Here is a 21,476-nt window from a genome sequence, read left to right as displayed (position 1 = left end):
TATTTGGGAGAATCAAGATGTTGAACAAAACCGTCAGGGAGAGTCTGCGCGACGTGCCCGTGGTCGACCGCTCCGACGTCGTCGTGGTCGGCGGCGGCCCCGCCGGGATCTCCGCCGCCGTCTCCGCCGCCCGCAACGGTGCCTCGGTCACGCTGCTGGAGCGCTACCCCTATCTCGGCGGCCTCGCCGCCGGCGGCATGGTGCTGCTGCTCGACGACATGCACAACGACACCGAGATCACGGTGACCGGCATCTGCATGGAGATGATCGAGCGGATGCGCGCCATCGGGCTGTGCCACACGCCGCCCGAGGAGGACCGGATGCCCGGCCGCCGCGAGACGCAGGAGAACTGGAAGAAGTATTCGCGCTGGGGGATGTTCGACTTCCACACCCAGACCATGCCGCACCCGGTCTGCTTCGCTGCCGCCTTCGATCCCGATGGCTACAAGAAGGTCTCCTACGACCTGATGGAGGACGCCAAGGTCAAGCTGCGCCTGCACAGCTGGTTCTCCGAGGCCATCGTCGAGGACGGCGTCGCCAAAGGGGTGATCTGCGAGACCAAGGAAGGCCGTCAGGCGATCATGGGCGACGTCATCATCGACGCCTCGGGCGATCTCGACGTCGCGGCCTCGGCCGGCGCCAAGTTCCAGGAGGCGAGCTTCATCGTCACCACCGTGTCGCGCTGGGGCAATGTCGATACCGACAAGGCCGAGGCCTGGCAATACGCCAACCCCGAGGAGTTCCAGCGCCTCGACCACGAGGCCAAGCGGATCATCGGCGGTTGCTGGAACTACTGGTGGCTGAAGACGCCGCTGCCGGGCGTGATCTGGCTCAACTGCCCGCATATGCCGCAGTACAGCGGCCTCTCGGTCGAGGGTCTCACCGGGGCCGAGTTCGAGGGCCGCAAGCGGATGGAACGGCTCATGACCTTTGCCCGCGAGAACCTGCCGGGCTTCGAAAAGGCCCATGTGGTCGATTTCGCGCCGCAGACCGGCGTGCGCACCACGCGGCTCCTCGAAGGCGAATACGTCGTCACCAAGGACGACGTGATGAAGCGCCGCCACTTCGCCGACACCGTCTGCCGGGGCCGCGACTACTACACCCCCTACGGCGCGCTGGTGCCCAAGGAGGTCGACAACCTGCTGGTCGCTGGCCGTCACTACTCCTGCACCCCGCAGGCCCAGAAGAAGAGCCGCGAGATCCCGCCCTGCATGGCGCAAGGCGAGGCCGTGGGTGTCGCCGCGACCGTCGCGCTCAACGCCGGCGTCACCGTGCGCGAGGCCGACGTCTCCGCGATCCAGAAGCAGATGCGCGCGCAGGGTGCCGATCCCGGCGACGTGCCCTCGTCCAACGCCCTCGTCATGGAGGCCGCAGAATAATGACCCAACCGCTCCCCCTGGACGGCATCAAGGTGATCGATTTCACCCAGGTGATGCTCGGACCCTCCTGTACCCAAGTGCTCGCCGATTACGGCGCCGAGGTGATCAAGGTCGAAAAGGAGAAGATCGGCGACCTGTCGCGCTGGTCGCTGGGCGCCGACCCGGACGGGCTCAACAACCCGATCTTCTGCTCGCTCAATCGCAACAAGAAGAGCCTCGCGCTCAACCTCAAATCCGAGGAGGCCCGCGCCCAGGTGCTCGAGCTGATCGACACCGCCGACGTCGTGGTCAACAACTTCCGCCCCGGCGTGATGGAGCGGATGGGAATGGGCTACGAGGACCTCAAGAAGCGCAATCCCGGCATCATTTTCGCCGTTGGCACCGGCTTCGGGCTTGAGGGCCCCAACAAGCACAAGGGCGGGCAGGACATCCTCGCCCAGGCGATGAGCGGCGTGATGGAGCGTCGCTCGGACCCCGAGCTGCCGCGCGCGATCTTCTCGACCGCGCTGTGCGACTACACCGCCGGCATGCACCTCGTCCAAGGCGTGCTGCTGGCGATCCTGCAGCGCCAGAAGACCGGCGAGGGTCAGCAGGTGGCGGTCAGCCTCTATTCCTCGATGCTGGCGATGCAGATGCAGGAGGCGGCGGCGCACATGATGCGGGGCCGCGACCTCAACTGGGGGGCGTTCCCGCTCACCGGCGTGTTCGAGACCACGACCGAGCCCTTCGTCATGGTCGGTGCGTTCAAGGAGAACCCGCTACGCGACATCTGCACCGCGATCGGGATCGAGGACCTGTCGAAGGAGGAGCGCTTCCGCGATTTCGACGCGCAGGCCGCGCATCGCGCGGAGCTGCAGGCGATCTTCAAGCGCGAATTCGCGAAGAACAGCCGCGAGCACTGGCTGCAGCGGCTGGAGGAGGTCGACATCCTCTGCGCGCCGGTCCGCACCCTGGCCGAGGCGCTCGATGACGAGCAGACGCATGTGAACAACATGGTGATCGAAGCGGGCGAGACGCCGGCGGGCAAGATCCGCCTTGTCGGCAGCCCGATCGACATGTCGGCCGCGCCGCTCAGCGTTCGTCAGGGCCCACCGCAGCTAGGCGAGCACAATGGCGAGATCCTGTCCGGGCTCGCCCCGAAGAAGGCGCAGGTGGCATGACGGTCCATTACGAAGTCCGCGACCGCATCGCCCGGGTCACTATCGACCGGCCCGAGGTGATGAACGCGGTCGATCAGAAGACCGAAGCGGCGCTGGAGCGGATCTGGTGCGACATCGAGGAGCGCGACGACATCTCCGTCGCGGTCCTCACCGGGGCCGGGGAGAAGGCCTTCTCGGTCGGCGCCGACATGAAGGACTCGTCTCTTTCGGGCCTCGAATACTGGGCCGCGCCGCGCCCCAACGGCTTTGGCGGCATCTCGTTTCGCCGCTCGCTCGACGTGCCGCTGATCGCGCGCGTCAACGGCTACGCGCTGGGCGGCGGCTTCGAGATGGTGCTGGGGGCCGATATCGTGGTCGCCGCCGAGACCGCGAAGTTCGGCCTGCCGGAGGCGCGGGTGGGGCGGATGCCGCTCGATGGTGGCATGGTGATGCTGCAGCGCAAGATCCCGCACAACCTCGCCATGGGGGTGATGCTGGGCGGGCGGCGCATCGACGCGGCCACGATGGAGCGCTTTGGCCTCGTCAACGAGGTGGCGGCGGCGAACGAGCTCGACGCCGTCACCGAGCGCTGGATCGAGGACATCGCGGCCTCCGCGCCGCTGTCGCTGCGCGCGATCAAGCAGGTTGTGAACCGCACGGGCCATCTGAGCCCGTCGGAGGCGCAGGCGATGAAACTGCCCGCAGTTGTGAAGGCGCTCAAAAGCGAAGATGCTGACGAGGGCGTTCGCGCCTTCCTCGAAAAGCGCGCGCCGGTCTGGCAAGGCGCCTGACCGGAGAGACGACATGCATGCAGCCTTCCTGCGCTATTTCACGGTGGTTGCCCGCGCGGGATCGATCCGCGCGGCCTCCGAGCAGCTGCATGTCGCCTCCTCCGCGATCAGCCGGCAGATCCAGAAGGTCGAGGACGAGCTCGGCACGCCGCTGTTCGAACGGCTGCCGGGGGGCTTGCGGCTCACGCAGGCGGGCAAGCGGCTCCTGGCCCATGCCGATCAGACATTGAACGATTTCGAGGTGCTCAAGGGAGAGCTGGGCGCGCTCAGGGGCGAAAAGACCGGCACCGTCTCGATCGCCTCGCTCGACAGCCTGCTGGTGAGCTTCCTGCCCGAGCAGGTGAGCCGCTATCACAAGGCCCATCCCAAGGTCGATTTCCGGGTGCGCACCGGCGCGCATGGCACAGTCGCCACCATGGTCGCCGAGGGCGAGGCCGATCTCGGCATCACCTTCAGCCTCGCGCGGCCCGAGGATACCGAGTTCATCTCGCCGATCCCGATGCCGCTGATGGCGATGGTCGCCAAGGAGCACCCGCTGGCCGATCGCGCCTCGGTGACCTTGGCCGACTGCGCCGCCTACAACCTGCTCTTGCAGCTCGACACCGCGCCGATCCGCTCGCTGATCGAGATGGAACTGTCGGTGCTCAACCGCACCGGCCGGGTGCTGGCCGCCTCCAACAACCTGCTGATGCTCAAGCCGCTGATCCTCGAAGGCGACGGCGTCGCCTTCTACACGCCGCTGGGCATGGTACGTGAACTGACCGAAGGCAGCATCGCCGCGGTGCCGCTCGCGGGCACGCGCCTCGGCGGCCTGGAGCTGGGGCTTCTGGTGCCCCGCCGCCGCAAGCTGACGCAGGCCGCCGAGGCCCTTGTCGCGCAGCTGACCGAGGGGCTGGAGGAGCTGCGCGACGCGCCGTGGATGCGCAAGTTCAACGCGCTGGAAGGCGCGTGAGCCTCGCGCTCGAGGTCGACCGCTGGTGGCCGCGCCCCGGTCATGGCGCGCCCGAGGGGCCGCGCCGCATCACCTTCGGCCCCGAACCGCGGGCGGTGCCGGGGCAGGGCGGCAGCGGGCTGATGGCGCTGCCCGCGCCGATCAACGGGCACGATCATGGCTATGGCATCCGCACCCTCGATTTCGGGGCGAATGACGACGCGCTGGAGCCGTGGATCGCCGGGCTTCGGCTCAGGCCGCGCACCGACCCCTATCTCGAGGCGCTGGTCGCCTTTTCGCGGCTGGCCCGCGCCGGCTGCGCAGGCACCGTGCATTGCCACAACTCGCTCAATGCCGACCGGCTGGTCGAGGAGGCGGGCGAGGTGGTGCGCGCGGCGCACGAGGTGGGCATCCGGCTGGCGCTGAGCTGCCCGCTGCTCGATGCCTCGCCTCTCGTCTATGGCGGGGCGGAAGCCTACCGGCGGACCCTCAACGCGGCCGATGCGGATTGGCTCGACGGGCTGCTGCCACGCTACGCGCCGATCCCCGAGCAGATCGCCGCCGTGGACGAGATCGCACGGCGCCACGCCGGACCGATGGTCGATGTGCAGCTGGGCCCCATCGGCCCGCAATGGTGCTCGAACGCGATGCTGGAGGCGGTGGCCGAGGCCTCCGAGCGCCACGGCCGACGCATCCACATGCACCTGCTGGAAAGCCCGCGCCAGCGCAGCTGGCTCGACCGGCGCTTTCCGGGCGGGGTGGTCGCGCATCTAGATGCGATCGGGTTCCTGTCGCCGCGTCTCACCGTGGCGCATGGCGTGCAATTGACCGAGGCCGAGGCGGAGATGCTGGCCGCGCGCGGCGTGCGGCTCGCCTCGAATCCCTCGGCCAATCTGCGGCTGCGATCGGGCATTCTGCCCGGGGCGGTCCGCGCGCGCATGGCGACCGGCATCGGGCTCGACGGCACCGGTTTCGACGATGCGCAGGACATCTGGGCCGAGATGCGGCTCTTCGGCCTGCTGCAGGCGGGGCAAGGGCTGAAGAGCGAGATGTCCGTGGCCGCCGTCTTCGACGCGGCCTGCGGCACCAATGCCGATATCGGCGCGATGCCGGAGGGGGTCGACGTGGTGACGCTCGACTGGGCCGCGCTAAGCGCCGAGGCGCTGTGGCCCGACGACGCGCCGGGTGAGAGGCTGCTGGCCCGGATGGGCGCGCGCCATGTCCGCGATCTCGTGGTCGCCGGCCGTGCGGTGCTGCGCGACGGGGCGCTCACCGGCATCGATGCCGATGCGGCCTTGGCCGAGTTGCTGGCGCAGGCCCGCGCCGACCTGCCGCGCCTCGACGCGCTGCGCGCCGATGTCATGCGGATCGCAGCGCTGACGAAGGCGTATTACGCTTCAATCCACGACTGAACCCACGCTTCCCGCCTGTCGCGGGTCACGGAGCCCGGGGCCGCGCCCGCGTGACCGGGCGCAGGCAAAAAGGCGCGCGCCGCGTGGGAGCGGGCGCGCGCCGGGAGCCACCGGGAGGAGATGGTGACGCCGTGCCGGTCAGGCCTGGATGTAGGTGGTCTTGACCGTGGTGTAGAATTCGCGCGCGTATTGCCCCTGTTCGCGCGGGCCATAGCTCGATCCCTTACGCCCGCCGAACGGCGTGTGGTAATCGACGCCCGCCGTCGGCAGGTTGACCATCACCATGCCGGCCTCGGCGTGGCGGCGGAAATGCGCGGCGCGGCCGAGGCTGGTGGTGCAGATCCCGGCGGAGAGGCCGAAATCGGTGTCGTTGGCCACGCGCAGCGCCTCGTCGTAATCGGCGACCTTGATGACGGTGGCGACGGGGCCGAAGATTTCCTCGCGGTTGATGCGCATCTCGTTGGTGGTGCCGGTGAACAGCGCGGGCGTCATGAAGTGGCCGGGCGTCGCGCCCTCGATCACCTCGCCGCCGCAGACCAGCGTCGCGCCTTCCTCCTGACCGATCTTCACGTAGCGCTTGTTCTGTTCGAGCTGGTTCTCATCGACCACCGGGCCGATATGCACCGCGCCGTCCATCGGGTCGCCGACCTTGAGCGCGCGCAGCTTCTCGGTCAGCGCTTCGACGAAACGATCATGGATGCCCTCGGTCACGATCAGCCGCGACGAGGCGGTGCAGCGCTGGCCGGTCGAGAAGAAGGCGCCGTTGAGCGCGCAGTTCACCGCCGTGTCGAGATCGGCGTCGTCGAGCACCACGAGAGGGTTCTTGCCGCCCATCTCGAGCTGCACCTTCTTCATCTGCGCCACGCATTTCTCCGCGACCATGCGCCCGGTCTCGACCGAGCCGGTGAAGCTCACCGCGTCGATCTCGGGGTTTTCGAGGATCTCGGCGCCGACCTCGGCGCCACGACCCATGACGAGGTTGAACACGCCCTCGGGCACGCCCGCCTCGTGCAGGATCTCGGCCAGCGCCCAGGCGCAGCCCGGCGTCAGGTCGGCGGGCTTCAGGACCACGCAGTTGCCATAGGCCAGTGCCGGGGCGATCTTCCAGGCCGGGATCGCGATGGGGAAGTTCCACGGGGTGATCAGCCCGATCACGCCCAGCGCCTCGCGCTGCACCATGACCTCGACGCCGGGGCGCACGCTATCGATCGCGTCGCCGGTCTGGCGCAGCGTCTCGCCCGCGAAGAAGCCGAAGACCTGGGAGGCGCGCATCACCTCGCCCTTGGCCTCGGCGAAGGTCTTGCCCTCCTCGCGGGCCAAGAGCTCACCGAGCTCCTCGGCGCGTGCGGCGATGGTATCCGAGACCTTCTTCAGCAGGTCATGGCGCTGCTGCGGACCGGAGCGGCTCCAGGCCGGAAAGGCGGCGCGGGCCGCGGCGATGGCGCGCTTGGCGTCGTCCTTGGAGGCGCGGGCATAAAGCCCCACGATCTCGTCGGTATTGGCGGGGTTGCGGTTCTCGTTGACGTCCGCGCCCTCGACCCATTCGCCCGCGATCAGGTTGCGGTGCTGCTTGGTCACGTCGTTCATCTTCATCTGGTCTGTCCTGTCGTTCTGGAAAATTGTCGCTCAGGCCGGCTCGGCGGCATGTGGGGACAGGCCGGGCAGGGCCCGTGCCTGTTCGTCGGTGAGCGGGGCAAGCGGCGGCAGCACGCGGGCATAGCCCGGCAGGTCGTGCAGCCGCGCCACCAACGCCTTGACGCTGGGGATCAGCGGCGTTGCCGCGATGGCGCGGCGGCGGCGGCCGACCTCTTTCGCAAGGGCGGCGTCCGCGGGGTCGGTCCAAAGCCGCTGCGCCAGCGGCGCGGTGAGATTGACGGTGGCCGAGATGCAGCCCGCAAAGCCGCGCGCCTCGCACTGCGCGAGCGCAGCCTCGTCGCTCGGAAACACGTCGAAACCCCCGATCCGCGCCAGTTCGGCGGCGTAGTCGAGATCGCCCGAGCTGTCCTTGGCCCCGGCGATCCGGTCCGGAAAGCTGGCCTTGAGCCAGGCCGCGAAGCCCGGCTCGAAGCGCAGCCCGGTCATCTGCGGGAAATTGTAGAGATAGATCGGGATTGGCCGGTCCGCCGTCGCCTCGATCAGCCGCTCGAAATACGCGTGCAGCCCGGCCTCGTCGACGCCCTTGTAGTAATAGGGCGGCAGCACCAGCGCCGCGGCAAAGCCCAGCTCGGCCGCGTGTCGGGTCAGAGTCACGGTGGTGGCGAGATCCGGGCAGCCGGTGCCGACCATCATGCGGGCGGGAGCGATCTCGCGGGCGAGATCGCTCATCAGATCCATCCGCGCCGAAGCGGGCAGTGAGCTGGCCTCGCCGGTGGTGCCGAGAAGGTTGAGCGCGTCGCAGCCATTGTCCAGAAGCCAGCGCGCGTGGCGCAGCATCGGCGCCGGATCGGGGCGTCCGTCCTCGGTCAGGGCGGTGGCGATCGCGGCGATGACGCCGCGCGGTCGTTTGGGGAACATCTGCACCTCAGGCTGTCTGGCGTTCGGATTTCGGATAGGCCGCGACGAGAGGGTGGTCCGCATCGGTCGAGACCGACTTGTCCCAGCCGCCGGGATCGCCGAGGCCGCTGACCTCCGCGCCGAAGAATTCGCGGTTGATGGCCTCGAAGGGGCGCGCGGCCTCTGGCAGTTCCCGGTCGTAATGGATCGCGTCGACCGGGCAGATCGACAGGCACAGCCCGCAATTGATGCATTCTTCGGGGTGGATGTAGAACATCCGCCCGCCTTCGTAGATGCAGTCCGCCGGGCAGGCCAGCGTGCAGGCGCCATCCTTGATGTCGATGCAGGGCTCCGCGATCACATAGGCCATGGGGGTGCTCCTCCGGGTCACAAGGCGACTATCGAGCCGCAGGGTGATCCAATAAAGAAGAGAATTCCGCCTAGGCCGATGCCGAAACGGCAACGCTTGGCGGGTGCCCGGCGCTGCCGAATTGCCGGTACTTCCGGGCTGGAAACGTCCCTCCCCGAGCAGACCCGCCTATTGGCAACGGCTCTCGCGCCATTCTGTCAGGAGCGGCGGAAGGCCCGCCGCCACGCGGCCCCGCCGATCATCGCAGCCGGGCGTCCTCGAAGCTCTGCGTGTCGTGGCAGGAGCTGCAGTTCTTTCCGAACCGCCCGTCATGGACGTCGTCCTCGGCATGGCACAACACGCAATCCTGGGAGATCGCCAGGCTCGCGGCTGCGGCCTGGGTATGGCAGGAGCCGCAGCTCACGCCCTGATGCGCGCCGGTTAGGGCGAAGTCGGTTTCGGTGTCGTGGTCGAAGGTCCAGAACTCCCAGCCATTCGGGTTGTGGCAGGTCTCGCACTGGTCGGAGAGGCTTCCCTCGTGGATGTCGTCATCCTGATGGCAGCTCGCGCAGGAAGGCTCGGCCGAGCGGAAGGCGGGGTCGAGATGGCAGCCCTCGCAGGGGACGAGCGTGTGCAGCCCGAGCAGGGGAAAGCGGGTGATGTCGTGGTCGAAGGCGACATCGACGGCCCATCCGGCTGGCGCGTGGCAGGTGTCGCAGGCCTCGCCGAGCTGACCCTCATGCGCGTCATCGGCCTCGTGGCAGCCGAAGCAATCGGTGGCGAGATCCTCGGCGAAGGCGTTCGTCGCGTGACAGGCTTCGCAAGCCGCGTCCTCATGGGCACCGACCAGGCTGAACTCGGTGTCGCGGTCGTGCTCGAACCTGACCTCGGTCCAGGCCTCGACCACGTGGCAGGTGTCGCATTCCTCGCCGAACCGCCCCGCATGCACGTCCTGTATCTGGTGACAGCCGATGCAATCCGTGGGCAGCCCCTCATAGACCTCGCCGACATGGCAGGACGTGCAGGTCACCTCCGCATGCGCGCCCGCGAGCGCGAAGCCGGTCTCGGAATGGTCGAAGGGCTTCAGCTCGGCCCAGCCGGTCTCCTCATGGCAGGCGGCGCAGTCGGTGCCGAGGCGCCCCTGATGCGGCTGGTCCTCCTCGTGGCATCCGACACAGTCGTTCGGCGCGTCACGAAACTTCGCCTCGTCCGCGTGGCAGGAGGCGCAGGGCAGGATCGCATGCGCGCCTTCGAGCATGAAATCGGTATCGGTGTGGTCGAAGGTTTCCGTGTCGAGCTGCACGATATCTGCGTCGCGCCCATCATGGTCGGTATGGCAGTATCGGCATTCCTGCTCCAGAACCTCCTGCCTGCGGCCGTGAAAGCCACGGCGCTCGGCGATGTCGCGATCGACCAATTCGTGGCAGTCGAGGCAGAGCTCGGATTCGCCTTCCTCCGAGAAGGAGACATGGCAGTTCGAGCAGTCGTCCTCCAGCTCGGCATGCCCTTCGATGAGATCGCCCGGCATGACCAGCCGTTCGAGCAGGGATTGCGCGAGGGAGGGGGTGGGCATCAGCAGCAGGAAGACCCCGGCCAGAACCTGGCGGACGGCGCGGAGCGTTATGCTGCTAACAAGGTACATTCAATACAGATGAACCCCCACGACATGCACGATAGCAGCAAAGACGAGGATCACGAACAGCGGAAGATGAAACAGGTGCCAGAGCGCGAACAGCCGCTCATACAGCGCGAAGGACTGGGCCCGCGCGACGGCATAGAGATAGCTGTCGAGATGCTGCTTCACCAAGGCGCTGCGGTCGCGCCTGGGGCCGTCCTTGCGTCCGAGCAGCTGGGCGTAGCGCCGCATCACGTCGCGCCGCAGCCGATAGCGCGAGACCGGTCCGGTGATCGTGCGATGGAGGTTCGACCACAGATCCTGCGACTGGGTCAGGCGGCGCGCCTCGTAGTCCTTCAACGTCTCCAGGAGCCATGACGGATCGGGCATGTCCGTGTCGAACTCGTGTTTGAGGTCCTCCATGTCGTTCAGGTATTCCCGCACCGAGGCCCGCCGCCCGTAGAGTCCCTTGTGGATGCGCGAATAGAACAGGCGTCCGATCAGGCCGCTTCCCGCCACCACCAGCATGGCAAAGAGGGCCATCGTGCTGTTGAGCGACCCGAGCGTGAAGTTGGAGTGCAGGATGATCAGCACCGGGCCGATGATGCCCAGCATCATGTGGATCCTGAACCAGTTGCGGACATTGCCAATGAAGCGCAGCCCGGCGAACCGCTTGCGCAGCGGGTAGAGCAGCAGGGTCAGCATCGCCAGCGCGCCGCCGATCCCGAGGAAATATCCCAAGCCCGTCTCGGCCGTGAGATCCCCCTCGAGGCGCCGGGTCCAGGCATAGCCGAGAACGAGGAAGGAGAGCGTCAGCATCACCGGCAGCTCGAACGCGCCAGAGGGCCGCCGCGGGGCCTTCTGTTTCTTGCTCTTCGGCTCGGCTGTCTCTCCGCCAGACGGGCTGGCACCCGGATTCACTCCGGCAGTTCCGACGAGTGTTGCAGTCATCTACGGGCCTCGGGGCAGGGAACATGTGATATCGACCGACGCCGCGTAATGGCTCTGCGCGGGCCGCGCCACTTCGGCCGTGTCGATGTTCCGATTCCGGCGGGTTTACGCGCGCGGGCAGCCGGGTCGCGGCGGAAACTGGCGCAAAAATGCGCAGCTTCAAGCCGGATTTCTGGACAAAACTTCGTTATGGGCGAAGAATGCCCTCATGCGCTCCGGTCGGGAGGAACCTTCGGAGCGCCACCTTGCGTGGCCTCGACGACCGGCAAAGCATAGCAAAGCCGACGTCAGGCGCCGCCGAAGGATCGGGGGTGATCGGCGATGGTGGCGGAGATCGGACTATTCGCCTTGGTGCTGGCGTTGATGATCGCGCTCGCGCAATCGGTCGTCCCCCTGATCGGCGCCAAGCGCGGCGAAACCCAGCTCATGTCGTTTGCGGATGCCGCCGCTGTGGTGCAGCTGGGCTTCGTCGTCATCGCCTTCGCGGCGCTGGTCCGCGCCTTCATGGTCACCGACCTGTCGCTGCGCGTCGTCGTCATGCATTCGAACTCCGCGATGCCGATGCTGTTCAAGGTGACCGGCGTCTGGGGCAACCACGAAGGATCGCTGCTCTTGTGGGTGCTGATCCTGACGCTGTTCGGCGCGGCGCTGGGCCTCAGGGGCGACAACCTGCCCGCCACGCTAAAGGCGCGCGTCCTCGCTGTGCAGGGCATGATCTCGGCTGCGTTCCTCGCGCTGATGATCTTTACCTCCAACCCCTTCGCGCGGGTGTCTCCGGCGCCCGCGGACGGGCAGGAGCTGAACCCGCTGTTGCAGGATGTGGGCCTCGCGATCCACCCGCCGTTTCTCTATCTCGGCTATGTCGGCTTCTCGGTGACCTTCGCCTTCGCCATTGCCGCGCTGATCGAGGGCAAGGTCGATGCCAGCTGGGCGCGCTTCGTGCGGCCTTGGGTGCTCGCCGCATGGTGCTTTTTGACCATCGGCATCACGCTGGGCAGCTTCTGGGCCTATTACGAGCTGGGCTGGGGCGGCTGGTGGTTCTGGGACCCGGTCGAGAACGCGAGCTTCATGCCTTGGATCGTGGGCACCGCGCTGCTGCATTCCGCGCTCGTGGTCGAGCGACGACAGACGCTGATCGTCTGGACGGTGCTGCTGGCGATCCTGACCTTCTCGCTCAGCCTTGTGGGGACGTTCCTGGTGCGCTCGGGGCTCCTGACCAGCGTGCACGCCTTCGCGACCGATCCGTCGCGGGGCATGGGGGTTCTGGCGATCCTGTTCGCCGCCACCGGCGGCGGGCTGGTGCTGTTCGCCATGCGGGCCGGGTCCTTCGACCGGCCGGCCGTGTTCGCCCCGGTCAGCCGCGAAGGCGGGCTGATCCTGAACAACATATTCCTCGTGGTGGCGGCCGGCACGGTCTTCGTTGGTACCTTCTACCCGCTGGTCGTCGAGTTGCTGGGGCCCGACAAGATCTCCGTCGGCCCGCCCTATTTCAACCAGACCTTCGTGCCGCTGATGATCCCGCTTCTCGTCGCCGTCGCGGTGGGCCCGATCCTGAGGTGGAAGCGCGACAGCCTGCGCCGGGCATTGGGCCAGCTGCGCCCGCCGGCGGCGGTGGCGCTGGTCGTGGCGCTGGCGGTCTTCGTCGCTGGCGGCGGGGCGCATCCCTTCGCCGCCGCGGCATTCGGCCTCGCGGCATGGCTGGTGGCCGCGTCGCTCTGGGCGCTGGCGCTCTGGGTCCGGCTGTTTCGCGAACCTTGGCGCCGCAGCGCGACGCTAGCCCGCAAGGTGCCGCGCTCGGTCTACGGGATGGTGATGGCGCATGCGGGCCTCGGCCTTCTCGTGGCGGGCATCACCGGCGTCACCGCCTTCCAAGAGGAGCGGATTCTCTCCATGTCGCCGGGCGACCGGGTGGCGCTGGCCGGCTACGAGGTCAGCCTCGACCGGGTCGAACAACTCAATGGCGAGAACTTCATCGCCGAGCAGGGCCAGTTCACGATCGAGCGCGACGGCGAGCCCTTCGCCGCCATGACCTCGGAACGCCGCTTCTACACGGTGAGCCGCAACACCACCACGGAGGCCGGCATCCGGGCGGTGGTCCTCTCGAACCTCTACGTCGCGATCGGCGAGCCGAATGATGGCGGGCAATGGGTGGTGCGGCTCTACCACCACCCGCTGGCGCTGCTGATCTGGCTCGGCCCGCTGAGCATGGCGGCAGGCGGCTTCGTGTCGCTGAGCGACCGCCGGATGCGCATCGGCGCGCCCCAGCGATCGCTGCGCCGCCCCCAAGGCGTGGAGGCGTGATGGCAGGTGGCATCCGCAAATCCGTGCTGATCCCGGTCGCCGTCTTCGTGCTGATCGGCGGGGCGCTGCTCGCTCTGGCGTCGTCGGGCGGCCGCGACGTGGCAGGCGAGGGATATCTCGACCGCCCGCTGCCGGAATTCGCGCAGCCGCCGCTCATCGGCGACGAGCGCGGGCTTGCGGCCTCGGACATCCGGGGCGAGGTGGCGCTGATCAACGTCTTCGCCTCGTGGTGCGCAGTCTGCCTCAGCGAACACCCGATGCTGATGCGTCTGGCCGAGGAAGAGGAGGTCGCGCTCTACGGTCTCAACTGGAGGGATCGGCCCGGCGCTGGGCGGAGGTTCCTCGACCGGCACGGCGACCCCTATGTCGCCACGGGGGAGGATGCCGCAGGCAGGCTCGGGGCGCAGCTCGCGGTGACCGGCGTGCCCGAGACCTATCTCGTCGATGCCGAGGGCCGCATTCGCTATCGCCATGTCGGCGCCCTCACTGAGCGGGTCTGGCAGGAGGTTCTCAGGCCCCTGATCCGCGAAATCGAGAAACCGTCATGACCGGCCCGCGGCAGCTCGCGCGAGCGCTGGCCTTCGCCTGTCTCTGTGCGCTTGCGCCGCTCGCCGCGCCGGCCGTGCAGCCCGACGAGATGCTCACCGATCCGGCGCTGGAGCAACGGGCACGGGCGCTGAGCCTCGAGATGCGCTGCCCGGTCTGCCGGAACCAGTCGATCGATGATTCCAACGCCGAGCTCGCGCGCGACCTGCGGGTACTGATCCGCGAGCGGCTGGTGGCAGGCGACAGCGACGCCGAGGTGATCGACTACCTCGTGGCCCGCTATGGCGCCTATATCCTGCTGCGGCCGCAGATCGGCGGGGATACGCTGCTGTTGTGGCTGGCACCGGCGCTGATGCTGGGCGCGGCCTTCGCCGGGTTCTCGATCCTCTGGCGACGCAAGGCACCGCCGCCCGAGCCCGAATCCTTGTCGGAGGACGAGAAGGCGATACTCGCGCGGGCGCTCGGACAGGGGGCGGGGCAGGGCGCGGCACAGGGGGACAGACCATGACGCTGTGGATCATCTTGACGGCCATGATCTCGGTGGCGGCCACGCTGGTGGTCGCCCCGTTCCTACGACGGCGGACGGGCGGGCCGGGCAGCAGCGACCAGTCGATCGCTGTGGCGCGCAGCCAGATCGAGGCGATCGAGGCCGAGGTGGCGCAGGGGCTGCTCGCCCCGCAGGAGGCGCAATCGGCGCGCACCGAGATCGAACGGCGGATCGTCGCGGCGTCCCGGGCGCCCCGTTTCGCGCTGGGCGAGGCCTCCGACAAGGTGCGGCTGGCCGCGATCGCGGTCGTCTCGGGATGGGTGGTGATCGGTTCGGCCGCGCTCTACCTCTCGATCGGTCGGCCCGACCTGCCTGCGGCACCGCATCTACCGATGGCCAGCCTCGCCCAGCCGGTCGCGTCGGCGCCCGCGACCGCCACGGCGTCGCCCGCCAGCCCCGCGCAGGCGGACATGTCCCAGCCCACCGGCAGCGTCGACGGCGCGATCGCCAGTCTCGTCGCGCGGCTGCGCGAGACGCCCGATGACGCCGAGGGCTGGCGGATGCTGGGCTGGTCCTACTTTAACACCGGGCGCCATGCCGAGGCCGCGAAGGCCTATGCGCAGGCGGTGGCGCTCGTCGAGGACGACCCCGATCTCTGGTCACATTATGGCGAGACGCTGGTGAGGGCGGCCGACGGGCTGGTCACGACCCCCGCGCACGAGGCCTTCGACGCGGCGCTGGCCCTGAACCCCGACGACGCGCGCGCGCGGTTTTTCAAGGGGATGGCGCTTGAGCAGGATGGCGACCCGCGCGCGGCGATTGACCTGTGGATCGAGATGCTGGCCGATGCGCGGCCCGACGCCGACTGGGCGCCGGGTGTCTTGCAGCGCGTGCGCGAACTGGCTAGCCAGCAGGGCATCGATATCGCCGGGCGGTTGCCCGAGACCGAACCGCTGCTGCCGCCGCCGCCGGTCGCCCCGGGTCCGACGCAGGCGGATGTCGATCAGGCGGCGGGGATGACGCCCGCCGAGCGGCAGGCGATGATCGCCGGCATGGTGGACGGGCTCGAGGCCCGTCTCGAAGACGCGCCGGACGATCCCGAGGGCTGGATGCGGCTGATGCAGTCGCGGATGGTCATGAACGATCCCGAGGCGGCCCGCGCGGCCTACGAGCGTGCGTTACGACAGTTCTCCCGGTTCCCCGATACCCTTGCCCGGATCGATGCCAAGGCTGATGAGCTGGGCCTCCGGGCGGATTGAACAGAGGAACGGACCCCTGATTGATACGACATTCCTGATCTATGCCGTGCCGCTGGCGCTGGTGTGGGTGGTGTTCGTGGTCCTGCGCAGGCAGGGCGAGCGCAGGGCGCTGGCGAAGAAGCAGGAGGCGCAGGCCGCGGGGCTGACGCAGCCCGCCTCGCTGCACCCGGACATCGACGCGAATATGTGCATCGGCTGCGGGGCTTGCGTGCGCGCCTGTCCCGAGGGCCAGATCCTCGGGCTGGTGAACGGCAAGGCCGAGCTGGTCGAGCCCGCCAACTGCATCGGTCACGGTGCCTGCGCCGCGGCCTGCCCGATGGACGCGATCAGCCTCGTCTTCGGCACCGCCGAGCGCGGCGTCGACATCCCCGAGGTGGGGCCGGATTTCCAGACCAACGTGCCCGGCATCTACATCGCGGGCGAGCTCGGCGGCATGGGGCTGATCCGCAACGCGATCGAACAGGGCCGACAGGCGATCGGCGAGATCGCAAAGCAGAAGCCGCAGGCGCCCGAAGGCGGGGTCGACGTGGTCATCGTCGGCGCCGGCCCGGCGGGCTTCGCGGCCGGCCTCGGGGCCAAGCAGCACGGGCTCAAGCACGTGATCCTCGAACAGGAGAGCTTCGGCGGCACGGTTTCGCATTTCCCGCGCGGCAAGCTGGTGATGACCGCGCCGGTGACGCTGCCGATCTATGGCAAGGCGAATTTCCGCGAGACCACCAAGGAAAAGCTCATGGAGTTCTGGACCGAGGTGCTCGAGGATACCGGGCTCGAGATCAACTACGAGGAGCGGGTCACCGACATCGCGCCGGAGGGCGAGGGCTTCGTGGTCACCAGCACGAAGGGCACCTACCGCACCCGGGCCGTGCTCCTGACCATCGGGCGGCGCGGCACGCCGCGCAAGCTGGGCGTCGAGGGCGAGGAGCAGAGCAAGGTGGTCTACCGCCTGATCGACCCAGAGCAGTATCAGGGCCAGTCGGTGCTGGTGGTGGGCGGTGGCGACAGCGCGATCGAGGCGGCGACCAGCATCGCGGACCTGCCCGATACCGACGTCACCCTGTCCTATCGTAGCGCCGCCTTCTCGCGGGTGAAGCCCAAGAACCGCAAGCGGCTCGAAGAGGCCGAGGCCGCGAAGCGCCTCGACGTGATCCTCAGCTCGAACGTCAAGGCGATCGGCGAAACGCATGTGGAGATCGAGCAATCGGGCGAGACGACGAGCCGTCCCAACGACGCCGTCATCGTCTGCGCGGGCGGCATCCTTCCGACCCCCTTCCTGAAATCCATCGGCATCACCATCGAGACCAAACATGGCACTGCATAAAACGCCGCTCGTGCTGGCACTGGCCCTGATGGTCTTTCCGGTTCACGCCGAGGAGGGGGCGGATCCGACCACGGCCCTTCGGCTCGAGGAGGCGCAGACGGCGGTGCGCCAGCGCAATTACTCCGAGGCCGCCGAGATGCTCGCGGCGCTCGCCGCCGCCGGCAATGCCGAGGCGAACTACATGCTGGCCACCCTCTACCGGAATGGCCGTGGCGTGCCGCAGGACGAGGCGATGGCCTTCGATCTGACCCGGACGGCGGCCGAGGCGGGGCATGTCGAGGCGCAGTTCAGCCTCGGAACCCTGTATCTGTCGGGGCGCGGTACGGATGAGGATGCCGCCGAGGCGCGCCGGTGGATCGCCGCCGCAAGCGAGGCGGGGCATCGCCGGGCCAAGGCGGCGCTGTCGGAACTGGACGCGCGCGACGCCGAACCGGCCTCGGATGCGGCGGTGTCGCAACCGGCGGAGGGCGCGCCGGAGATCACCGATCTCGCGCCGTCGCGGATCGCGACCGAGCTGGGCTGGACCCTGCTGATGGAGGTGGCGCGCCGCGGCGAGGAAAAGACTGCCCGAAAATTGCTCGAACAGGGCGCCGCACCGGACGAGACCGACAAGCAGGGGCGCACGGCGCTGATGCACGCGGCCGAGGCCGGGCATCTTGATACGGCCCGATCGCTGGTCGAGGCCGGGGCCGATCCCGACCTGCAGGATGCCGAGGGCAGGACGGCGCTGGCGCTCGCGACCGGCGCGGGGCATTTCGAGATCGTCGAATACCTCGTGATGAAGGGCGCGCGCAGCGATCTCGCCGACAAGGCGGGAAACCGCCCCCTGCAACTGGCGATCGCGGACGGGCAGACGCGCATCGCCATGTTGCTGGCGGGCGAGGACCTGTCCGTCCAGAACCCCGAGCACCAGTCACGCCTGCTCATGGCCGCGGCGCGCAGCAGCGGGCCCGAGCTTTTGCGCCTGCTGTCCGATCACGGCCTGCCCTTCGATCTCTTGGACGAAGATGGCCGGGGCGCGCTGTGGCACGCGGCCGCCTCTGGCAACGCGCCCGCGACGGCGTTCCTGATCGAGAACGGGCTCGGGCTCGATCAGGCGGACCTTGCCGGAGAGGCGCCGCTGCACGCCGCGCTCCGCTTCGACCAGGCGGAGACGGCGAAGTTGCTTCTGGCCGGGGGCGCCGATGCCAACCTCGCCACTTCCACCGGCAACACGCCTTTGCTGATCGCGGCGCAGCAGGGCAATCTGGACGCGGTCCGCCGCCTTCTGAAGGCCGGGGTGGACATCGATCTGCGCAACGAAAAGCGCAACTCGGCGCTGATGCTCGCGGCGCAGGCCAACCGCGTCGAGGTGGTCCGCCTGCTGCTCGAGGCCGGCGCCGACAGGCGGCTCCGCAACCAGGACCGTCACCGCGCGCACGATCTGGCCGTCGCGGCGGGTCACGCGGAGGTCGCCGAACTGCTGGAATAGGCACCCGCCCGAAGCGTCAGAAATCTTGCCTTATGCCGACGAAGGCGTAGCTCTCGGTGCTGTTGTCGCGCGTCGTCGATGTCTCGGTTCTCGACAGCCGGCCGCCGATCTCGACCTCGAGCATTGCTTTGTCCCGGATTTCGTAATCGACGTTCAGCGAAGGGATCGCGAAGATCTCGGTCCCGCCGGTGTTCTTCAGTTCCCGGCGACCGAGCCGCAGGCGGGGCCGCAGCCGCCATTGCTCCGTCGGCTCAAAACGGTAGGAGGCATCGGCGAGCACGAGCGTCGACGACGAGGTGTCGGCATAGCGCGCCGATGCGCTCACGACATCGGTTTCCGCGAACACGCCGGAGCCGAAGACGCCGATGGAGGCGTAGTAATCCTTTCCCGGGGCCGGGATCTCGGCCACGCCACCCGAGGCGGGATTGCCCTCGGTGTCGAAGATCGTGGCATCCATGTTGAGCAGCCAGGTCTCGTTCAGGGGGCGGAAATAGGTCAGGGTGGCCGAACGCGAGGCGGTGGTGCGGTCCAGCGCCAGCTGTCTCAGCTCGCTCAGCGTGAAGCTGTCGCGCAAATCGTCCAGCGTCATGCCGAATTGACCCTGCTCGGCATTGCTCAGCGCGAGAGTGGGGGACTGGACGAAATCGAGGCTGAGCGTCAGCGTCGAGCGGTCCTCGAAGATATGCGTGCCCGAGACCCGGGCGTAGTTCAGCCGGTCGAAATAGATGTCGTAATCCACGGCGGCATCGGCGCTGAACCACTCTCCCTCGTATTCCAGCTCGAACCCGACCGTGCGGCGATCGACCAGCGATCCGACGCGTTGCTCGGCCGCATAGATCGTCAGGTCGGTATCGGGATAGATCTCCGCGAAATCGACGCTGAGGCCATAGAACAACCGGTCGAAGGCGAAGAGGGAATCCCGCACGCTGTCCACGGGCGAGCCGATCTGGAAATGGCTGCTGATATCCTCCTGATGCTGCCAGCTGAGGGTCGCGCCGTCGAACCGGTCGAACACCCCGCCGGATCGGACCAGGTGCCGACCGAAACGCAGCGACAGTTCGGTCCCCTTCGGGTCGTAGTCGAGATAGAGCCGGGAGAAGCGGAAGTTCCTTTCGTCGTCATCGAAGTCGATTTCGAAAGCGCCCGCGACGCGCCAGGACAGAAGGTAGTCTTCGGTCTCGTAGGAGCCGATGGTGCTCAGGCTGGTCACCAGGGAGTTCTGCAGCACGAAATCGTCCACGGATCGGCGAGAGGTGTCGAACTCCGTGAAGCGGGTCGTGCCCTGCCGGAAGAAATAGGTGGAATCGACGCTGCCGGAGTATTCGAGCTTCGGAAACGTCTCTTCCTCCTCTCGCTCGTCCTCCTCCTCCGGCGCATCCGCGAGCCTCCGGTCCGTGACCTCGGGGGGCTCCGGCGGCTCTTGATCAGACGCGACGGGCACCTCCGCCTCTTCATCCTCCTCCTCCTCCGCCGGTTCGGAACGAGCGCTATCTGCCTCGGCGACCTCGCGAAGCGGTTCGGGCGGGGCGCCCCTCGCCGTGGTCAAGGCGTCGAGGCGCTGACGGACGCGGACAGCGCCTTCGCTGTCGGGATATCGCTCCAGATAGAGCAGGTACTCGGCCTCGGCCTGCGCGAACTGCTCGTTGCGCTCCCGCACGACGCCGAGCAGTTCCCGGGCCTCGGCGCTCCTGCTGTTCTCGGGCGCATTCAGGATCCTGGTCAGCAACCGGATCGCGAGATCATAGTCCTCGGCGGTGATCGCAGCGCGCGCATCGGCGAAATCGGTCTCGATGTCGTCCTCGTCGACGGCAGGTTCATCGCCCTCTGTCTCCGCCGGATCGGCATCGACGTCCGGCTCCGACAGCGCCGTGCCATCCGGCTCCGGCCCCTCCGTCTCGGGACCCTCTCCCGTGAGGCTGGCAAGGCATTCCCCCTCGCCACCGGCCTCGGCCACCGCGACGGACAGGCGCAACCCGCCCGAGGACATCGTGGCGTTCGTGACCACCTCGCGGGCGAAGGAAATGCCGAGCACGAGGTCCGCTCCCGATTGCTCGAGGCTGATGCTGGTCACGCCGAGATCGCTCGAGGACGGTGCGGGAATGGACTCGGGCGCGTCCAGTTCGAGGCCTTCGCCATCCTCCGTTTCCTCGCGCAGGACGAGATCGATCTGGCTGCTGGCCTCCACCCCGCTCTGCACGAGGAGATCCAGCGGCTCGGCGAATTCCACGGCAAGGATCGGGCAGCCCAGATCGGGATCGAAATCCGCGCTCGCCTCGACCAGCAAGGACTGCGCCCGTGCGGTTTCCGGACAGGTCAGCGCGGCAAGCAGCGAGAGCGCCGCGATCGAGCCGTAACCTGGTTTGCAGTCCAGCCCGTTGCGGTCGCTCATGCCGATCCCTCCCATTCGCAGTCTCTCTCAGCTTCGGGGTTCAGGGAAAGCTGTCAATGAACCGAAAGCCGGAGGCTGGGCCATTTTCCGCGTGGCCGCTCGAGGCCCATCCCTCTGAGAGAGCCGCTTACGGAAGGACCGACAGGGCGGGCGGGGGAAATCCTGCCCGTGACAGACGGAGCGGATCGAAGGGCCGCCGTCTCAGTCATCCCACTCGCGGGTGTCATGACAATCGTCGCAGGCATTCGAGGACTGCGGATGGTCGCTGGGTTTGCCCTGGGCGAAGCTACCATTGTGGCAGGTGACGCAGGCGCCGGCGACCGAGTCGTGGTTGACCCGCACCTCCGACCATTCGGTGGTCTGGTGACAATCCTCGCAGAGATTGCTGCTGGGGATGTGGTTGCCGGGCTTGCCGGTGGCGGTGCTGCCGTTGTGGCAGCTGGCGCAGGCGCCGCTGACCGAGGCGTGGTCGAAGCGGACGTCGGTCCAGTCGGTGACGACGTGGCAGTCGTCGCAGGTGTTGGAGCTGGGGATGTGGTTGCCGGGCTTGCCGGTGGCGGTGCTGCCGTTGTGGCAGCTGGCGCAGGCGCCGCTGACCGAGGCGTGGTCGAAGCGGACATCGGTCCAGTCGGTGACGACGTGGCA

General features: G+C 68.1%; 18 protein-coding genes. 11 read left to right on the top strand and 7 right to left on the bottom strand.

All coding sequences use genetic code 11. The features are described from left to right. Positions 1-17: 17 nt before the first annotated feature. Genes LOS8367_RS17550 through LOS8367_RS17530 form a run of 5 tightly spaced genes read left to right on the top strand, consistent with a single transcriptional unit; the run spans position 18 to position 5,652 of the window. The gene (locus tag LOS8367_RS17550; RefSeq protein WP_106535119.1) at positions 18-1,379 is read left to right on the top strand and encodes an FAD-dependent oxidoreductase; all 1,362 of its coding nucleotides are present in this window, start codon (positions 18-20) and stop codon (positions 1,377-1,379) included. Beyond that, positions 1,379-2,539, top strand: coding sequence for a CaiB/BaiF CoA transferase family protein (locus LOS8367_RS17545; RefSeq protein WP_085897845.1), 1,161 nt, complete (start codon positions 1,379-1,381; stop codon positions 2,537-2,539). Before LOS8367_RS17550 ends, LOS8367_RS17545 begins: the two co-directional genes overlap by 1 nt. Further along, positions 2,536-3,309, top strand: a complete 774-nt coding sequence (locus tag LOS8367_RS17540; protein WP_085897844.1) for an enoyl-CoA hydratase-related protein — start codon at positions 2,536-2,538, stop codon at positions 3,307-3,309. Before LOS8367_RS17545 ends, LOS8367_RS17540 begins: the two co-directional genes overlap by 4 nt. Before the next feature lie 13 nt (positions 3,310-3,322). Next, positions 3,323-4,261, top strand: a complete 939-nt coding sequence (locus tag LOS8367_RS17535; protein WP_085897843.1) for a LysR family transcriptional regulator — start codon at positions 3,323-3,325, stop codon at positions 4,259-4,261. Beyond that, complete coding sequence (locus LOS8367_RS17530) at positions 4,258-5,652, top strand: amidohydrolase family protein (protein ID WP_085897842.1); 1,395 nt, start codon at positions 4,258-4,260, stop codon at positions 5,650-5,652. Before LOS8367_RS17535 ends, LOS8367_RS17530 begins: the two co-directional genes overlap by 4 nt. Before the next feature lie 138 nt (positions 5,653-5,790). On the opposite strand, the gene LOS8367_RS17525 is transcribed toward LOS8367_RS17530, so the two are convergent. From LOS8367_RS17525 to LOS8367_RS17505, 5 genes are all read right to left on the bottom strand, one after another. Beyond that, positions 5,791-7,245, bottom strand: coding sequence for an aldehyde dehydrogenase family protein (locus LOS8367_RS17525; protein ID WP_085897841.1), 1,455 nt, complete (start codon positions 7,243-7,245; stop codon positions 5,791-5,793). Between the two features lie 33 nt (positions 7,246-7,278). Further along, positions 7,279-8,166 (bottom strand): dihydrodipicolinate synthase family protein, encoded by an 888-nt coding sequence (locus LOS8367_RS17520; protein WP_085897840.1) that lies wholly within the window; start codon positions 8,164-8,166, stop codon positions 7,279-7,281. Between the two features lie 7 nt (positions 8,167-8,173). Continuing rightward, positions 8,174-8,515: a ferredoxin gene (gene fdxA / locus LOS8367_RS17515; RefSeq protein WP_085897839.1), complete on the bottom strand. Its 342-nt coding sequence runs from the start codon at positions 8,513-8,515 to the stop codon at positions 8,174-8,176. 238 nt (positions 8,516-8,753) lie between these two features. Then, positions 8,754-10,067: a cytochrome c3 family protein gene (locus LOS8367_RS17510; RefSeq protein ID WP_133056372.1), complete on the bottom strand. Its 1,314-nt coding sequence runs from the start codon at positions 10,065-10,067 to the stop codon at positions 8,754-8,756. A gap of 69 nt (positions 10,068-10,136) precedes the next feature. Continuing rightward, complete coding sequence (locus tag LOS8367_RS17505) at positions 10,137-10,928, bottom strand: pyridine nucleotide-disulfide oxidoreductase (RefSeq protein WP_133056371.1); 792 nt, start codon at positions 10,926-10,928, stop codon at positions 10,137-10,139. Between the two features lie 453 nt (positions 10,929-11,381). Between LOS8367_RS17505 and LOS8367_RS17500 the strand changes: the two genes are divergently transcribed. Genes LOS8367_RS17500 through LOS8367_RS17480 form a run of 6 tightly spaced genes read left to right on the top strand, consistent with a single transcriptional unit; the run spans position 11,382 to position 18,442 of the window. Continuing rightward, positions 11,382-13,361: a heme lyase CcmF/NrfE family subunit gene (locus LOS8367_RS17500; protein WP_106535118.1), complete on the top strand. Its 1,980-nt coding sequence runs from the start codon at positions 11,382-11,384 to the stop codon at positions 13,359-13,361. Then, positions 13,361-13,909, top strand: a complete 549-nt coding sequence (locus tag LOS8367_RS18760) for a DsbE family thiol:disulfide interchange protein (RefSeq protein ID WP_106535117.1) — start codon at positions 13,361-13,363, stop codon at positions 13,907-13,909. The genes LOS8367_RS17500 and LOS8367_RS18760 overlap by 1 nt, the downstream gene beginning before the upstream one ends. Then, positions 13,906-14,415: a cytochrome c-type biogenesis protein gene (locus LOS8367_RS17495; protein WP_085897836.1), complete on the top strand. Its 510-nt coding sequence runs from the start codon at positions 13,906-13,908 to the stop codon at positions 14,413-14,415. Before LOS8367_RS18760 ends, LOS8367_RS17495 begins: the two co-directional genes overlap by 4 nt. Then, on the top strand, positions 14,412-15,653 hold the full coding sequence (gene ccmI / locus LOS8367_RS17490; RefSeq protein ID WP_085897835.1) for a c-type cytochrome biogenesis protein CcmI: 1,242 nt from the start codon (positions 14,412-14,414) through the stop codon (positions 15,651-15,653). Before LOS8367_RS17495 ends, ccmI begins: the two co-directional genes overlap by 4 nt. Further along, positions 15,628-16,971 (top strand): NAD(P)-binding domain-containing protein, encoded by a 1,344-nt coding sequence (locus LOS8367_RS17485; protein WP_085897834.1) that lies wholly within the window; start codon positions 15,628-15,630, stop codon positions 16,969-16,971. The genes ccmI and LOS8367_RS17485 overlap by 26 nt, the downstream gene beginning before the upstream one ends. Then, positions 16,958-18,442 (top strand): ankyrin repeat domain-containing protein, encoded by a 1,485-nt coding sequence (locus LOS8367_RS17480; protein WP_085897833.1) that lies wholly within the window; start codon positions 16,958-16,960, stop codon positions 18,440-18,442. The genes LOS8367_RS17485 and LOS8367_RS17480 overlap by 14 nt, the downstream gene beginning before the upstream one ends. A gap of 16 nt (positions 18,443-18,458) precedes the next feature. Here the strand turns inward: LOS8367_RS17480 and LOS8367_RS17475 are convergent, their stop codons facing one another. Together LOS8367_RS17475 and LOS8367_RS19140 are read right to left on the bottom strand one after the other, a co-directional pair. Beyond that, positions 18,459-20,831 (bottom strand): tetratricopeptide repeat protein, encoded by a 2,373-nt coding sequence (locus LOS8367_RS17475; protein ID WP_133056370.1) that lies wholly within the window; start codon positions 20,829-20,831, stop codon positions 18,459-18,461. A 201-nt stretch (positions 20,832-21,032) separates the two neighbouring features. Further along, a partial coding sequence (locus LOS8367_RS19140; RefSeq protein WP_207569292.1) for a hypothetical protein occupies positions 21,033-21,476 on the bottom strand: 444 nt, incomplete at its 5' end.

The organism is Limimaricola soesokkakensis, assembly GCF_900172345.1.
Lineage (GTDB): Bacteria > Pseudomonadota > Alphaproteobacteria > Rhodobacterales > Rhodobacteraceae > Limimaricola > Limimaricola soesokkakensis.
This window is presented reverse-complemented; position numbering and strand designations above follow the sequence as displayed.

Coding starts and splice junctions, on each gene's coding strand:
- LOS8367_RS17550 (WP_106535119.1), top strand. CDS start 18: ATGTTGAACAAAACCGTCAGGGAGAGTCTGCGCGACGTGCCCGTGGTC.
- LOS8367_RS17545 (WP_085897845.1), top strand. CDS start 1,379: ATGACCCAACCGCTCCCCCTGGACGGCATCAAGGTGATCGATTTCACC.
- LOS8367_RS17540 (WP_085897844.1), top strand. CDS start 2,536: ATGACGGTCCATTACGAAGTCCGCGACCGCATCGCCCGGGTCACTATC.
- LOS8367_RS17535 (WP_085897843.1), top strand. CDS start 3,323: ATGCATGCAGCCTTCCTGCGCTATTTCACGGTGGTTGCCCGCGCGGGA.
- LOS8367_RS17525 (WP_085897841.1), bottom strand. CDS start 7,245: ATGAAGATGAACGACGTGACCAAGCAGCACCGCAACCTGATCGCGGGC.
- LOS8367_RS17520 (WP_085897840.1), bottom strand. CDS start 8,166: ATGTTCCCCAAACGACCGCGCGGCGTCATCGCCGCGATCGCCACCGCC.
- fdxA (WP_085897839.1), bottom strand. CDS start 8,515: ATGGCCTATGTGATCGCGGAGCCCTGCATCGACATCAAGGATGGCGCC.
- LOS8367_RS17510 (WP_133056372.1), bottom strand. CDS start 10,067: ATGCCCACCCCCTCCCTCGCGCAATCCCTGCTCGAACGGCTGGTCATG.
- LOS8367_RS17505 (WP_133056371.1), bottom strand. CDS start 10,928: ATGCTGACGCTCTCCTTCCTCGTTCTCGGCTATGCCTGGACCCGGCGC.
- LOS8367_RS17500 (WP_106535118.1), top strand. CDS start 11,382: ATGGTGGCGGAGATCGGACTATTCGCCTTGGTGCTGGCGTTGATGATC.
- LOS8367_RS18760 (WP_106535117.1), top strand. CDS start 13,361: ATGGCAGGTGGCATCCGCAAATCCGTGCTGATCCCGGTCGCCGTCTTC.
- LOS8367_RS17495 (WP_085897836.1), top strand. CDS start 13,906: ATGACCGGCCCGCGGCAGCTCGCGCGAGCGCTGGCCTTCGCCTGTCTC.
- ccmI (WP_085897835.1), top strand. CDS start 14,412: ATGACGCTGTGGATCATCTTGACGGCCATGATCTCGGTGGCGGCCACG.
- LOS8367_RS17485 (WP_085897834.1), top strand. CDS start 15,628: ATGAGCTGGGCCTCCGGGCGGATTGAACAGAGGAACGGACCCCTGATT.
- LOS8367_RS17480 (WP_085897833.1), top strand. CDS start 16,958: ATGGCACTGCATAAAACGCCGCTCGTGCTGGCACTGGCCCTGATGGTC.
- LOS8367_RS17475 (WP_133056370.1), bottom strand. CDS start 20,831: ATGAGCGACCGCAACGGGCTGGACTGCAAACCAGGTTACGGCTCGATC.